Source organism: Aureispira sp. CCB-E, from assembly GCF_031326345.1.
GTDB lineage: Bacteria > Bacteroidota > Bacteroidia > Chitinophagales > Saprospiraceae > Aureispira.
This window is the reverse complement of sequence record NZ_CP133671.1, coordinates 3,856,840-3,870,941: the sequence shown is the minus strand read 5'-3', so window position 1 is coordinate 3,870,941 and position 14,102 is coordinate 3,856,840. Positions and strand designations below refer to the sequence as shown.

The 14,102-nt window shown below is 35.4% G+C and carries 12 protein-coding genes and 2 tRNA genes; 9 read left to right on the top strand and 5 right to left on the bottom strand.

What is annotated here, in order from left to right:
- Positions 1 to 111 precede the first annotated feature (111 nt).
- Together QP953_RS15060 and QP953_RS15055 are read left to right on the top strand one after the other, a co-directional pair.
- The gene (locus QP953_RS15060; protein WP_309551597.1) at positions 112 to 678 is read left to right on the top strand and encodes a hypothetical protein; all 567 of its coding nucleotides are present in this window, start codon (positions 112 to 114) and stop codon (positions 676 to 678) included.
- Positions 671 to 1,156 carry a DUF4442 domain-containing protein gene (locus QP953_RS15055; RefSeq protein WP_052598789.1) on the top strand — a complete coding sequence of 162 codons (486 nt, stop codon included), beginning with the start codon at positions 671 to 673 and terminating at the stop codon, positions 1,154 to 1,156. Before QP953_RS15060 ends, QP953_RS15055 begins: the two co-directional genes overlap by 8 nt.
- A gap of 28 nt (positions 1,157 to 1,184) precedes the next feature.
- Here the strand turns inward: QP953_RS15055 and QP953_RS15050 are convergent, their stop codons facing one another.
- Entirely contained in the window at positions 1,185 to 2,066 is an 882-nt protein-coding gene (locus tag QP953_RS15050) for an SDR family oxidoreductase (RefSeq protein ID WP_309551596.1), read from the bottom strand.
- Between the two features lie 453 nt (positions 2,067 to 2,519).
- Here QP953_RS15050 and QP953_RS15045 point away from each other — a divergent pair.
- Positions 2,520 to 2,596, top strand: a tRNA-His gene (locus QP953_RS15045).
- A gap of 336 nt (positions 2,597 to 2,932) precedes the next feature.
- Positions 2,933 to 3,009: transfer RNA gene (locus tag QP953_RS15040), tRNA-His, on the top strand.
- Between the two features lie 159 nt (positions 3,010 to 3,168).
- Here QP953_RS15040 and QP953_RS15035 read toward each other — a convergent pair.
- Together QP953_RS15035 and QP953_RS15030 are read right to left on the bottom strand one after the other, a co-directional pair.
- Entirely contained in the window at positions 3,169 to 3,834 is a 666-nt protein-coding gene (locus tag QP953_RS15035; protein WP_052598791.1) for an outer membrane lipoprotein carrier protein LolA, read from the bottom strand.
- A gap of 331 nt (positions 3,835 to 4,165) precedes the next feature.
- Complete coding sequence (locus QP953_RS15030; RefSeq protein WP_052599044.1) at positions 4,166 to 5,209, bottom strand: pirin family protein; 1,044 nt, start codon at positions 5,207 to 5,209, stop codon at positions 4,166 to 4,168.
- A 700-nt stretch (positions 5,210 to 5,909) separates the two neighbouring features.
- Here QP953_RS15030 and QP953_RS15025 point away from each other — a divergent pair.
- Complete coding sequence (locus tag QP953_RS15025; protein ID WP_309551595.1) at positions 5,910 to 6,611, top strand: hypothetical protein; 702 nt, start codon at positions 5,910 to 5,912, stop codon at positions 6,609 to 6,611.
- 366 nt (positions 6,612 to 6,977) lie between these two features.
- On the top strand, positions 6,978 to 7,922 hold the full coding sequence (locus QP953_RS15020) for a hypothetical protein (RefSeq protein ID WP_309551593.1): 945 nt from the start codon (positions 6,978 to 6,980) through the stop codon (positions 7,920 to 7,922).
- A gap of 6 nt (positions 7,923 to 7,928) precedes the next feature.
- Here QP953_RS15020 and QP953_RS15015 read toward each other — a convergent pair whose 3' ends face one another.
- Positions 7,929 to 8,687: a TerB family tellurite resistance protein gene (locus QP953_RS15015; RefSeq protein WP_052598794.1), complete on the bottom strand. Its 759-nt coding sequence runs from the start codon at positions 8,685 to 8,687 to the stop codon at positions 7,929 to 7,931.
- A gap of 361 nt (positions 8,688 to 9,048) precedes the next feature.
- Between QP953_RS15015 and dnaE the strand changes: the two genes are divergently transcribed.
- The 3 genes from dnaE (at position 9,049) to QP953_RS15000 (ending at position 13,705) form a co-directional block, all read left to right on the top strand.
- Positions 9,049 to 12,615 (top strand): DNA polymerase III subunit alpha, encoded by a 3,567-nt coding sequence (dnaE, locus tag QP953_RS15010; RefSeq protein WP_052598795.1) that lies wholly within the window; start codon positions 9,049 to 9,051, stop codon positions 12,613 to 12,615.
- 20 nt (positions 12,616 to 12,635) lie between these two features.
- Complete coding sequence (locus QP953_RS15005) at positions 12,636 to 13,217, top strand: DUF6940 family protein (protein WP_052598796.1); 582 nt, start codon at positions 12,636 to 12,638, stop codon at positions 13,215 to 13,217.
- Between the two features lie 89 nt (positions 13,218 to 13,306).
- Positions 13,307 to 13,705, top strand: coding sequence for a Fur family transcriptional regulator (locus QP953_RS15000; protein WP_052598797.1), 399 nt, complete (start codon positions 13,307 to 13,309; stop codon positions 13,703 to 13,705).
- Between the two features lie 38 nt (positions 13,706 to 13,743).
- On the opposite strand, the gene QP953_RS14995 is transcribed toward QP953_RS15000, so the two are convergent.
- Complete coding sequence (locus tag QP953_RS14995; RefSeq protein WP_052598798.1) at positions 13,744 to 14,091, bottom strand: DUF4296 domain-containing protein; 348 nt, start codon at positions 14,089 to 14,091, stop codon at positions 13,744 to 13,746.
- Between the last annotated feature and the right edge of the window lie 11 nt (positions 14,092 to 14,102).

Genomic DNA, 14,102 nt, shown 5'->3' with positions numbered 1-14,102 from the left:
TACTTCTAAATTTGTTACTTTTTACTTTTAGTTAGCTCTGCTGCTATTGCACGTTTTCCATGAAGTAATGCTATAGAGCAAGTTCTATTTTTTATTATAAAATCATCTAATATGCAATATTTAAGTAAATATCTATTCTGTTTTTGCTTAATTATCTATCTATTTTCTTGTGACGTACCTGCTGCTAAAGAAAGCAAACGTCTTCAAACTAATTTTTTTGACATAAAGGCTTTCTTCGAAAAAGAAGCCGCTTATTTAAAAGCTCAAGATGTTCAAATTCTAAAAACAATTCAACACAATCAAACAAAGGAAACACAAACCATTACTCCCAAAGATTGGAATAAAGAACTTTCTATGTTTGCGGGAAGTGACATCAACAAACCTTCGTGGAAAGACAAATATTTGTTGGACTCTACCAACCGAGGCAATGGCTTAACATTATTACATTACAAAGCTATTGATGACAAATTAAGCATACAAGTCTTAGATGTTGAGCTAAAAGAAAACAAGGTGCACTCTATTTTGATTGTCAAAAAAATATCCAATCAAGTCTACGAGTCGCAACAACATTTAACGTATATACCTCGTAAAGGGTATAGTATTAAAAAAAGCCAAGACGTTACTTTATTTGACAAAGACGATTACAGCATCGAAGCAAAATATATTTATCATGAATAAACTAAGCAAGATTGTACATAAGATTTACAAGTTACCTGCTTTTATGCAAAAAACAGCACTCTCCTATTCTATTGGTAATGTTGTAAAATTTGTAGGAACGGCAGGGCTTCGATTTGAAAAAATGAGTCAGCATGAAGTAATTTTGTCGCTAGAAAACAAAGCGAAGGTACAAAACCATATTGGTCAAGTTCATGCTGTCGCCACTGCTTTGTTAGCAGAAACGGCCACAGGCATGGTGGTAGGCATGAACTTGCCTGACGACAAGATTCCTCTTTTAAAAAATATGTCTATAGATTACACCAAACGCAGTCAAGGTGCTCAAAAAGCTATTGCTACGATTACTCCAGAAATGATCGAACGGCTAAAAGTAGAGGATAAAGGGGATTTATTAATTCCTGTTACAATCACTGATTCAGTAGGTACGGAAGTAGTTCAAGTAGAAATGCTTTGGGCTTGGATTCTCAAAAAAAGAAAATAAATCAATTCGGCTGGAGTATACCTAAAAATTAGGCATACTCTTGCTCCGTCACTCCATAAGATTTGATGTTTGCCAACTCCATGCTCTTATCCCAAATTCTTTGGGCAGCTTTTTTGTCCTTTGCCAATCGGCTAATACGTGCCTTCTTGCCGTGTGCATAATAGGTTCCTGTTACAGAAGCTACTTCTTCCGCTGTTGCTAAATAAACAGAAGTCTTAGCCCCAGTATCTGCTTTGGGCAAAAAACGCCCTCCTAACTGCACTAATTTTGCAAAAGCCTTACTCCCTGAAGCACCAAACCCTGTATAGATTGATCCTGGGTGCAAACAATTTACAGTAATTCCAGTGCCCTCATCAAGGAGCTTTTTTGCCAACACTTTCGTAAAATAAATATTATAAAGTTTAGACAATCCATAAGCTTTGAATTGACGGTAAGATACATTTCTCAGTTGCAAATCTCCCCATGGAATGCTCGATGGAATTTTGTGCGCCAGAGAAGCCACGCTTACAATTCGCTTTCCTGTTCCTGCTTTTACTAAATCTAGCATATAATGTGTAAACAAAAAATACCCCATATGATTTAGCCCAAAAGTCATCTCCAAACCATCTTTGGTCAATTGATGTTTGCCGAATATTCCTCCAGCATTATTAATCAATACATCTATCGCTCTGTATTTTTGGTGCATGACAAGGCTACAGGACTTAATGGACTCATGAGAAGCCAAATCGCATAACTCTAACGTGACATTGTTATTACCACTTTCTTTTATAATCTCTTGTTGTGCGGCGAGTCCTCTTTCTTTGCTACGACAAATCATTACAACTTGATTGCCTTGCTTAGCCAGTGCTAAGGCTGTTGCCTTTCCTATTCCTGAATTAGCTCCTGTGATAACAATTATTGACGCTGTCATGCTCTTATTTTTGGTGATTATACATTCTTATTACTTCGAAAAAATCATATTAAATTGATTATCAACAGAGTAAACTTTTACCACTTAATTCCTTATTAAGAATTGATAATCAAACTGATGCAAAGATGCTTTTTTAGTTTTTTGCAAAAAAGCTAAAAAAGCCACGAAGTACTAAATTCTAAGACTTCATTCGTTAATAATAGTTCATTCAAAAGTGCATGAAACTATCGTATGGTTCCAAAGTTAAAAATATTTTAATAATAATAATACCAGTCAAACTCCTTATTTGAGGTGGTTTTACTGCCTTGAAAAAAAAATATTTTTTTTATCACCTCTATATTTTTGATTCTTAACTAGATACAAATCCATGCTTAAATAAAAAGAAAAAAAATTCAGATTGAACTTTTTTATTCCAATTGAAGTTTATATCTTTACATCGCTTTAGAAAAGATGGTGCCTGTAGCTCAGTTGGTTAGAGCATCGGTTTGTGGTACCGAGGGTCGTGGGTTCGAACCCCATCAGGCACCCCATCATAAATTAAGCTGCAAAGCGTTTATCTTAATTGGTAAACGCTTTTTTTATTGAAGTTATTAAAAATACAACTAAACAAGTGATTTCTTTTAAAGATTGTAAAGAGCAAATCTCAGCTCAAAATTTTGTCTTCGAAAAATAAATTTCAAATCATTATTTTAATTGAAGGTAAAAAAATTGCCAGACAACAAATCTTTTATACACTTGATTATCAATAAACAATATTTTTAGAGTTAAATTCTTCCAAAAAACATTCAAAAAAAACTACAAAAACAAGCAAAATAATTTGGACTTTTAAACTTACTTCGTATCTTCGCATCGCTTTAGAAGATATGGTGCCTGTAGCTCAGCTGGTTAGAGCATCGGTTTGTGGTACCGAGGGTCGTGGGTTCGAACCCCATCAGGCACCCCATCATAAGTTAAATTGCAAAGTGTTTGTCTTAATTGACAAACACTTTTTTTTTGTTATTTGCCCCTCCATTTGTTCCATTTTTCAAAAAAAACTGCTTCAAAATTTATTTGAAGCAGTTTTTTTTTTGCAAATAACAACAATGCTGTACTCTATATCCAATTAATCTCGTAAATCAATCTCTGTCACTCCAGGATACTGCGATTTGTCAAATTTGAAACTATTACTTGTTTCTTTTATATTTTTAATATCTTTTACGATAAACGTCATGCGACTACCATCGTCCGAAAATATTTTTACAGAACTAATTTCTGTTTGTGCTTTGTTAACACGAATACGAATTTTCATAATTTCGGAATCTCTATCCAAAGGTTTGAATTCAATTTTATACCCTCTACTATCTTCTCCTGTGATAGCATAAACGAAATCTTTATCGTTTTCATCTATGTTCAAAATCTTAGCAGGTGTAAAAGGTTGTTCTTCTTCAGGAATAATATCATTTACTTGCAATTCATTTTGCTTCTTAATATACATCAAGACCTTTTCCCCATCATTAATAATAATATTCCCATTGTTATTAATTTTATACTTCTCTCCTTTTTGATAGATGCTTCCTTTTTGAATTTCTTCCTCCTCTCCATACTCCAACTTTAGCTCATAATCAATCTCCAATCCATCGTATTTTCCATATACCTTTTTTAGGTTTTTAAGAATTTTGGTTGCTTCTGGATCAGATTTCTCTTTGAACGCCTGCCCTGGCTGTGCATAAGTATTAATAAAAGTAAAAAGTAAACAACTAATTAAGGTGATATTTTTGAGTAATTTCATAACGTATATTTAATAATAGCCTACTTCATTGTGCCTATGAAAGGACTATCAGTAGTATGTGTTTTTTTATAAAATATAAACTCCTACAAAAAAAATTTATTGTATCTGTAAAAAATTAAATGTTGTAAATATTAAGTAGGAATAATTCTAGTAATTCAAATGCAATGCCAAAAGTCTACCTTGCTTTCAAAAGAAAACAATAAATTGATCAAAACAATACAAATACGATTTACTTCGTGAGATCGCTTGGCTTAGTTTGCGGTGCTGTTACTACATGATTTCAACAGAGTAGTTCCTAGAACAATTGTAGACTAATTATGCTTGATTCTATTTATCCTTTCATAATCTCTTCTCTACCGTCGGCATGCTTGGCAAAACGTCCTAAGTTTCTATCATGTACTTGATCGTACTTTGGCCAAGGCCATCCTCCAAAACGAGTTTGCTGATAATCAGCAAAAGCTTGTTGAATTTCCTGTCGTGTATTCATCACAAATGGTCCATGCTGTACAACTGGTTCATTGATAGGCTTGCCTTGAAGCAACAATATTTTTGCCTCTGTAGCCCCCACTTTTAATTCCAAATCCTGATCAGAATGCACTTCTATAGCATGGTATGGTGCTATCGTTGTTCCTTGAAGCTCTAAATCATTCCCCTCATAAAAATACAAGGTACGGTTAATCCCCTTTCCTGCTTTAGGTATTGTCCAAGTTCCATTCGCTTCAATTCTAATATTCCAAATAGCTACCTCATTAGCAGCATCAGCTGCCCAAGAATTTGGAGGCGGCGCAGGTGCCTTGTACTCGCCCAATGTTCCAGCCATTACTTCTACCTGTGTTTGCTTCCCATTGGTATCCTGATGCTCATAATTTGGAATGGTGTCGCCCCACAACATCTTATAATGTGCATCTACCATTTTATTTTTTTGAGGCAAATTAAGCCAAATTTGGAACAACTCCATATGATTTTCTTTATCCTTGTGTATTAGTGGAAACATTTCAGAATGCTGAATTCCTTTTCCTGCTGTCATCCACTGAATATCTCCATCTCCATAACGCCCAGAGCCGCCCAACGAATCGGCATGATCTACCATCCCCTTTCGGACTACCGTAATGGTCTCGAATCCACGATGAGGATGCCCAGGAAAGCCAGGCACCGTTTCTCCATGATACATTCGCCAACCATCTTTCAAGATAAAATCTTGTCCAATTGCACGCCCTTTTAACAAAGCAGGGTCTGGTCCCATCTGATCGTTTCCCTTTGGGAACTTATCGTCATGATGCACACAAAACAAAAATGGATCGGCTGTTTCCCACTGAAAGCCCAATGGTTTAATTTTTATAATAGGATGTTCTTGAGGCGAATCTTTGTGTTTCATAATATCGTTGTTTATAGGAGTTTCTTTGAGAGATTCATCTGCCAACCCTTTATAGGCTAGTCCTAAAGTTGTTGCTAATCCAACACCTAATTTTCCTAAGAAACTTCGTCTTGATTTTTTCATAATTTTATCTTTTAATCGTATACCATAGTAGATGCGACATCTAAACAAAGCAAGTACTTTCTCTGTTCATTCGGAATCCAAATTATACAATTTTCTTGCTTCAAGCAACAGTCAACAATTCAGCTAAAAAGTTTTTTTCATTGAGAATCAAGTATTCCGCAACAACTTCTTGTTAAAGTTTTATCTTATTATTCCTTTTAACATTTATATCTCATCCATTTTTTCTTTTTGGAGCTATTCTTGTGTCACCTCCTTACAATTGTATATTCTGCTAAAAAACACCCAATACAATACTTTAGTAGTTCGTTGATTAGTTCGCTACGCTCATGAGGGCGCAAGCTTAGTTTTTTACTTTTTTACCAAAAAGATAAAAAAGCACATTTATATTAGTTTAGCTGCGCTGCTACTTCGTGGTATTGCATGAGTGCTGCGCAGTTGATAATTAAAATTTTAACACAAAACGCAACAAAAGCATAACTTACTGACTATCAAACTAATAAAGTTTTTCAACAAACTATTGATACTTAAAAAGACTCCTCAAACTTGTATTCATCACTCTAAATAATAAAAGACAAGTATGCAACAATTCCTAACTTATTCCTTTCTATTTCTTATTCTAAGTTCTTGTTCTCGGCAAACTTCTTTAGTTCCTTTGTCTGACAATACAGAATATATTCACAGTCGATTAACAGCAATTGAAAGCAATCAAAACCTACAGTTAAAGATCAATTTTGAAAGAAAAACTAGAAACCATCTTATCTATCACGTATCTATTGATAACCTTTCTAATGCGCCCCTAGACATTCTTCCAACTGATTTTTACTATACAACATCCAATAGTTCTACCAAATTTAGAGCTGTTGAATATCATCACCTTATTCAAGATATTGATAAAAACATTGCACACGGGCATAATACAAACGAAGTGATTGGCTACCTACAATTAGCTCATGCCCTTGAGGATTTGGTTACAACAATTACTGATAGTGATAAAGACTTAAGTAAAGAGGCTAAATTGCAAAAAGACTTAGATCGTGAGCAGGAATACAACAGTTATGTTGTTCAAGAAAATAGCAATTCTGAAGAGATCATCAAACTTTACCAATTAAAAGAACAATTAAATCAGTTTTATTTAACTCCTGCAACATTAGATGTCGGTCAAAGTTATTCAGGAATTATCTATTTTCCAAGAGCAAAGAACCGAATTAAAGATGGTTGTCATATAACTTATTCTAGTTCTAATGGGAAAATAAGCATCTCTTTTGGGCAAAAAAAATAACTTAATTCACAGCTTACAGGCAGTTTCTTTGGGCACCACTTGTGTGAAAATTCACATATATTGGTGCCTGTTTTTATTCTAGAACCGCTCTGCTTTTAGTAACAATTAGCCAGCAATTGCCAATTCAAAATTTGGATTTATAAATTTATTAGATTACTTTCATTAAATAAATATTCAGTTAATTTAATCATTACTCTGTTAAATATTGTATTATTTTGATTATCAGCAAAATGCACCTCTTTCAATCTTTGCACTAAAAGGCTGATAATCAGACTAAAAACTAAGCTTGCGCTCTCACGACCGCAGGGAGCTACCACGAAGTAGCACCGCAGGTAATCAACAGAGTATTATTTAATAATAAACAAGATGAAACTCCCACTCTATTGGTTTTTATTGTTAAGTCTCTTAGCATTTCCTCTGCAACCATTTTCTCAAAATACAACTTCCAATACTTCCATCGCTAGCGTAGAATATTTACAAGAACGCACTCCCATTCAAAAAAAAATTAAAAAGAAAAAACGAAAAAAGAAGTTTCAACGTAAATTTAAGAAGACAACAAAGTTGCAAACTACTAATAGCAAAAAGGGAATTCCTACCTTTTTTCTAATCATGGCTGGAATCTTATTACTAGCACTGATTGCTTGGTCTATATACTTTTTCCCCTTATTAGCTTCTGGCGCCTTGAGTGCGTCTTGGGGGTGTTTGGCTCCCATAGGAATCTTATTTTTTGGTTTTATAGGAATCCTGTTTAGTGCTATTCTTATTGCGGGTATTGTTCTATTTACTTTCTTTGCCATCCGAATGATCAACAGAAAAAACCGACCTGCACCAACCCCAAATACAAAAGAAAGCACTGCTCAAGAAGAAGATTACATTCAAGCTCAGATTAAAGACAAGGCTTCTAAAGACCTGCCTTACCTTGCTCCCAAAAGCTTAGAAAAATACACCAATATCAAACGCAACATTGTGGAATTAAAATACAAACGAAGTCAACTAGAAGCAAAACAAACCAACAGTGCCTTAAAAGGCAGAATACAACGTGAAATTACTGACTTGAACGAAAAAATTGCACGAAAGGAAGCATTAGTCAATGCCATTGAGGCGCTTCATTCTGATTTAGAAAAGATGCCTGAACACAAAAAGGAGCCTTATACAAACATAAAATTAAAAATTGCAAAACTTCAATTCGATAAAAAGAAATATCAAGAAAGAGAGGATTACAGAGCCATTCAAAAACAAAAGGACATCGACGAAGCAATTCAAGAGCAAGAAGAAGAACTAAAGTTGCTTCTTGGCATTGGCAACAACTAGCAAAAGTTAACGAAATCCACGCTCTTGCTTTATATTCTCATAGGCTTCTTGTACTTTTAAGAACTTAGCAGTAGCGGCTTTTTTAACACCTTCTCCCAAGTGCTCTAACTTATCAGGATGATATTTTTTGAGCATAAAATGATAGGCATCTTTAACGTCTTCATCTCGGGCAGAAGGTGAAATTTCTAATATTTTATAATAGGCATCCATCGCTTGATAAAACATGGCTTTGATAGAGTCAAATTCTCCCGCCTCTACGCCAAGGTGAATGCTAATAACTTTTATGGCCGCGATTTCTGCCTCATCTATTGAATAATCGGCATTGGCTATCCCAAACAAAAAATGAATCAATTGCAAACGAGTTTCATAGCTAGTTGTTCTGCGAATTTGTTGAGTTGTTTTTTTTAAATCAAAGTCATTGTTTATCGCTTCCATTAAAATATGCCAATAATCATCCATCTGAAGGGTACCAAACTGCTCTACTAAAAAAGAACGCACATAACTTAGTTCTAAATCATCAACCTCACCATCAGCTTTTACAACGGCACCAGCCAATAATATAGAGCCAACAATAAAATCATTAGGATCGGTATCTTCAATCGAAGCTGGCGCATTTTTATTCAGCCAAAGCTGTCCCCCATCTCGGTGCAGTTTATCCAAAATAGCCCCCAAAATCAAACCAATTAATCCGCCCCAAAAACCACCTACACTTGCTCCTACTATTGGTCCTACCAGTTTGCCTAACCAAAATTTTAGTTCCTTCATAATTTTGCACGATCCGCTATGAAGCCTTTTTTATGCCTCACAAAATGAAAAATGTTTATTAACGATTATCGCTATTCCGTTTTCAAAAGTAAGAAATTATTTTTTTTGATAATGAAATTGTTCCAATAATACTATTTCCACAGCACTAAATCAACAACATTTGCTGTTTCATTTAAAAACTACTTCAAACTCAATTAAGTGTATTTGAACATCAAAAAACAGAAACAAATTATTTCAAAACAAATTCAGTCAGCGAGCATTTTTCGCTAAAAAAACGTATCTTAGTAGTTTGAATTAAAGTAGTTTTTTTTAAGTTGATAATAACATACCTTCTCAAACCTTTGTTCGCAAAAAAACAGTCATGCCAGAATTCGTACACTTACACTCTCATACTCAATTTTCACTTCTAGATGGAGCTTCCAATATTGATATTTTGATGGAAAAAGCTGCTGCTGATAATATGAAAGCCGTCGCTTTGACCGATCATGGAAATATGTTTGGGGCGTTCAAATTTGTGGCTGCTGCCGAAAAACAAGGCATTAAGCCAATCGTGGGTTGTGAATTTTATTTGGTAGAAGATCGACACAAACAATCTTTTGCCAAAGCAAAAGGAGAACGAGACAAACGTTACCATCAATTGATGTTGGCCAAGAATCAAGTTGGTTATCAAAACCTGTGTAAGCTTTGTTCTTATGGCTTTATGGAAGGGCTTTACAGCAAATTCCCACGTATTGACAAAGAATTAATTGAAAAGTATCACGAAGGTTTGATTGTTACCAGTTGTTGTGTAGGGGCAGAAATTCCCCAAGCTATTATAGAAGGTGACATCGAAAAAGCTGAAGAACTGCTTAAATGGTGGTTGAACATTTTTGGCGAAGATTATTATATCGAAATTCAACGACATCGTGGCTTAGAAGACTTGGACATTTTCAAGAATGGAAAGCGTGTCATGAGTGGCGTTAGTCAGGAAGATGTCAACCAAGTTCTATTAGGTTTTGCCAAAAAATACAACATCAAAGTTATTGCAACGAACGATGCCCATTATGTGGAAGAAGAAGACTGGGAAGCTCATGATATGTTACTGTGTATCAATACGGGTTCTTTGGTAGAGGACACGAATCGTTTTAAATTCTCTAGTTCTGATTTCTACTTTAAGACTCAAGCAGAAATGAATGCTATTTTCACCGACGTTCCTGAGTCGATCGCCAATACGATGGAAATTTATGACAAGGTAGACAAACTTACTTTGGCACGAGACATCTTATTGCCAGCCTACCCTCTGCCTCCTCAATACAATACTCAAGATGAATACCTTAGAGGTTTGACCTATGAAGGAGCCAAAAGAAGGTATGGCATGATAACAGCCGAAATTTCGGAACGATTGGATTTTGAACTAGGAGTTATCAAAAATTCAGGTTATCCTGGATACTTCTTAATTGTACAAGATTTTACAACAGAAGCTCGAAAAATGGGCGTCTCGGTTGGTCCAGGACGTGGTTCGGCAGCTGGTTCGGCAGTGGCTTATTGTTTGGGAATTACCAATATTGACCCGATTAAATACGACTTACTTTTTGAGCGTTTCTTAAATCCTGAACGGATTTCGATGCCCGATATTGATATTGATTTTGATGATGTGGGACGTTCTAAAGTAATGGATTATGTGATTGAAAAATATGGTCGTAACCAAGTAGCTCAAATTATCACCTATGGTTCGATGGCCGCCCGTTCTTCGCTCCAAGATGTGGGACGAGTAATGAACATTCCCTTACAAGAAGTGATTGCCGCCAAAAAAGTATTGCCTGAAAACTTGTCTGTCACACTAAAAAAAGTTTTAGCAGATGGCGATATTGACCCTAAATTAAAAGGCAAACTAAATTCTGAAGAGGTAGAATTAGCCTATCAATTCAGAAAATTGGCAGAAGATCAGGGGCATATCGGAACGATGATTCAAAATGCTAAAAAATTAGAAGGTTCCATTCGAAATACGGGGATTCATGCCTGTGGGGTAGTTATTACGCCTGACGATATTACAAATTTCGTTCCCGTAACTGTAGCCAAAGATTCTGATTTATTGGTTTCTCAGTTTGATAACTCTGTTGCAGAAGATGCTGGACTTCTAAAAATGGATTTCTTGGGACTCAAAACCCTAACCATTATCAAAGATGCTTGTAAAATCATTAAAGCAAAACATGGCGTAGAAATAGAACCGGATGAAATTCCTCTAGATGATCAAAAAACATACGAACTCTTTCAACGTGGTGAAACGATTGGGGTGTTCCAGTATGAGAGTCCTGGCATGCAAAAATACATGAGGGAATTGGTGCCTTCTGAGTTCTCTGATTTAATTGCAATGAACGCTTTGTATCGTCCTGGTCCAATTGCTTATATCCCACTTTTTATTGATAGAAAGCATGGTAGAGAGCCGATTGAATTTGACTTGGAAGATATGCGAGAGTACCTTGATGAAACCTATGGTATTACAGTCTATCAAGAGCAAGTGATGCTTCTTTCCCAAAAGTTGGCTGGTTTCACAAAAGGGGAAGCCGATATGCTACGAAAAGCAATGGGAAAGAAGAAAAAGAAATTGATTGACCAAATGTTTCCTAAGTTCGAAGAAGGTTGTGCTAAGAATGGTCATACAGGAGATGTTGTCAAAAAAATATGGAAAGACTGGGAGGCCTTTGCTTCTTATGCTTTTAATAAATCCCATTCTACTTGTTATGCTTTTGTTGCTTTCCAAACAGCCTACTTAAAAGCACATTACCCTGCTGAATTTATGGCTTCGGTCCTCACGCACAACAAAAGTGATATTAGCAAGGTTAATTTCTTTTTGCAAGAATGTAAAAATCAAAATGTTGAGGTACTGGGTCCAGATATTAACGAGAGTTATATGAACTTCTCGGTTAACCAAGAAGGAAAAATACGCTTTGGCTTGTCAGCATTAAAAGGCGTTGGTGAAGGACCTGTTGAAGAAATTTTAAAAACTAAAAAAGAATCTGGAGAGCCTTACAAAGATATTTTTGATATTGTTCGACGCATCAATCTAAAAGTAGCCAATAAAAAATGCTTTGAAAGTCTAGCTTATGGTGGTGCCTTTGATGCTTTTGGTTTGGATAGAGCAGTTTATTTTACAAAAATAGACGGCAAACATACATTCTTGGAATTGGTATTGCGATATGGAAATGCCTACCAAAAACAAAAATCTGAATTAGCCTTCTCCCTTTTTGGTGCCGATGCTGTCGATCAAACAATGCCCGAGCCGAAACTTCCTGAGACAGTCACAGAGTGGAATTTGATGGAAAAACTAAAAAAGGAAAAAGAGGTAACAGGAATTTACCTCAGTGGGCATCCTTTGGATGATTATCGTCTAGAAATTTCTAAGTTTACTAAAACCATCAATCGTTTAGACGAATTCAAAGACCAAGAAGTAGCTATCGCAGGTATTATCACTTCTGTCAACCATCGTGTTAGTCAAAAAGGAAGCTTATTTGGTTTTGTTGGTATTGAAGATTATGAAGGAAGCGTTTTTGAATTTGGCTTGTTTGGTGATTCTTACCTCAAACACCGTCATTTATTAGAAACAGATACCGTTATCTATATCAAAGGAAAATACCAAAAAAGCTGGCGAGACCCCAATCAATACGAATTACGTATCAACGAAATCCAACTCTTAGATGAGGTAGGAAGTAGTAAAATTAAAGGGATTGCAATCAATTTGCCCATTCAACAACTCACACCTCAATTGATCGATCAATTGGATAGAATTTGTGATAAATACAAGGGAGAGCAACAATTTTCGGTTAATTTGCTTGATGCAGCTAATAAAATTATTTTGCAATTAGATTCTGCCAATCGCCGCATTAACGCTGATAGTTTGTTTACCAACGAATTGGATAGTTTGGGGCTTAAACACAAAACAATTCTTTAGAAAAGAAGATACAAGACACTATGTTTCAATATATCGAAAAGGTTTTAGCCAAAAACACATTTCAGTTTCAAATAACACAAGACGATGTTTTGATGACATTTGAACAAGTGTTAGAATTATGGGAATGTTCTAGAACCTTTCGATTGTTTTATACTCAAATCTTAAGAGAAGTTCCATTTGCTGCTTTCTTTTGGGAGCATAAAGGTATTCATAAAACAAATTTGCAACAAACCTATGAGTTCGTGATTGTTGGAACCAATGCTTTTGATGGCAAGCAAGCAAATTCGACACCTTTTAACACCTACTTTTCTTCTAAAGAAGAATCTGTTGTTTGTTTTTCTAATTTGGGTAATAATGCTCGATTAGTTGTGCCTTGCCCCAATTCTTCTAAAGAAGTATATACCCATTTGGGAACCTTTATTCGAAATGCTCCTTACCAACAAATTGATACTTTTTGGCAGACTGTAAGCAAAGAATTACAACAAAATATTAATCAACAGCCACTTTGGTTAAGCACGTCTGGCTTAGGTGTTTATTGGTTACATGCTCGTTTGGATCAACGCCCCAAATATTACACCCATGCGCCTTATAGAAAAGTATAAGCACTCTATTTGTTAGGAAATGCAACTGAATTGCATTAAATTTGCAGTAAACAGATTAACTTTTAGTGTTTCAAAAGCCTTCAAATTATATGAAATCAACTAGAAATACTGCTGCGAAATCAGCTATTCAATCCTTATTACAACAATCTGATACTGCTTTATCTCATAAGGACATTCAGAATGCAATTGGTAAATTATGCAATCGGGTGACTATTTATAGAATTTTAGATCGTCTTGTAGAAGAAGGAGAAATTCATAAAATCATCAATACTGATGGCGTTATCAAATATGCAGCTTGCCATCAATGCGAATCCCATCACAACCACAACCATGATCATGTTCACTTCAGCTGTACAAAATGTAATTCTGTAACCTGTTTGGAAAATGTACAACCAAGTTATAACCTACCTCCTAATTATACCGTTCAAGAAGTTAATTTCACACTTTCTGGGATTTGCCCCAATTGTATGGATTCAATCGTTCGTTAAGTCAAACACAACAAACCACTGTAAATTGACGCCTTTATTTATTTTTTAGAAGCAGAAGAATGCTTTTTTCCCAAAATTGCCTTTTCTTTCGCTAGCGTATCCATCACAGCTTGATATAGAGAATCTAAGGCTGGAGGGTTGGTAAAATAAGCATGCATACTTTGATTGAATACTGCTGTATCTACCTTATGTATTCTAAATATTTCACCATAATATAATCGAGCTAAACTATCCTTCTCTCGTCTATCCACAATTTCTGTCAACAAAGCTTCTGCTACATGAATATCTTTGAGAATAGGAATAAGTTCGTCATCACTCAATAATGGTTCTACTACGGGAACCTCTCGAAAGCAACCAGAAAAGAGTATGACTACTAGTGTAGCCATACTCCATAACT

Excerpts from the sequence above, each read along its gene's own strand:
- dnaE (WP_052598795.1), top strand. The coding sequence starts at position 9,049 with ATGCCAGAATTCGTACACTTACACTCTCATACTCAATTTTCACTTCTA.
- QP953_RS15035 (WP_052598791.1), bottom strand. The coding sequence starts at position 3,834 with ATGAAATTACTCAAAAATATCACCTTAATTAGTTGTTTACTTTTTACT.
- QP953_RS15015 (WP_052598794.1), bottom strand. The coding sequence starts at position 8,687 with ATGAAGGAACTAAAATTTTGGTTAGGCAAACTGGTAGGACCAATAGTA.
- QP953_RS15030 (WP_052599044.1), bottom strand. The coding sequence starts at position 5,209 with ATGAAACACAAAGATTCGCCTCAAGAACATCCTATTATAAAAATTAAA.
- QP953_RS15050 (WP_309551596.1), bottom strand. The coding sequence starts at position 2,066 with ATGACAGCGTCAATAATTGTTATCACAGGAGCTAATTCAGGAATAGGA.
- QP953_RS15060 (WP_309551597.1), top strand. The coding sequence starts at position 112 with ATGCAATATTTAAGTAAATATCTATTCTGTTTTTGCTTAATTATCTAT.
- QP953_RS15000 (WP_052598797.1), top strand. The coding sequence starts at position 13,307 with ATGAAATCAACTAGAAATACTGCTGCGAAATCAGCTATTCAATCCTTA.
- QP953_RS14995 (WP_052598798.1), bottom strand. The coding sequence starts at position 14,091 with ATGGCTACACTAGTAGTCATACTCTTTTCTGGTTGCTTTCGAGAGGTT.
- QP953_RS15020 (WP_309551593.1), top strand. The coding sequence starts at position 6,978 with ATGAAACTCCCACTCTATTGGTTTTTATTGTTAAGTCTCTTAGCATTT.
- QP953_RS15005 (WP_052598796.1), top strand. The coding sequence starts at position 12,636 with ATGTTTCAATATATCGAAAAGGTTTTAGCCAAAAACACATTTCAGTTT.
- QP953_RS15025 (WP_309551595.1), top strand. The coding sequence starts at position 5,910 with ATGCAACAATTCCTAACTTATTCCTTTCTATTTCTTATTCTAAGTTCT.
- QP953_RS15055 (WP_052598789.1), top strand. The coding sequence starts at position 671 with ATGAATAAACTAAGCAAGATTGTACATAAGATTTACAAGTTACCTGCT.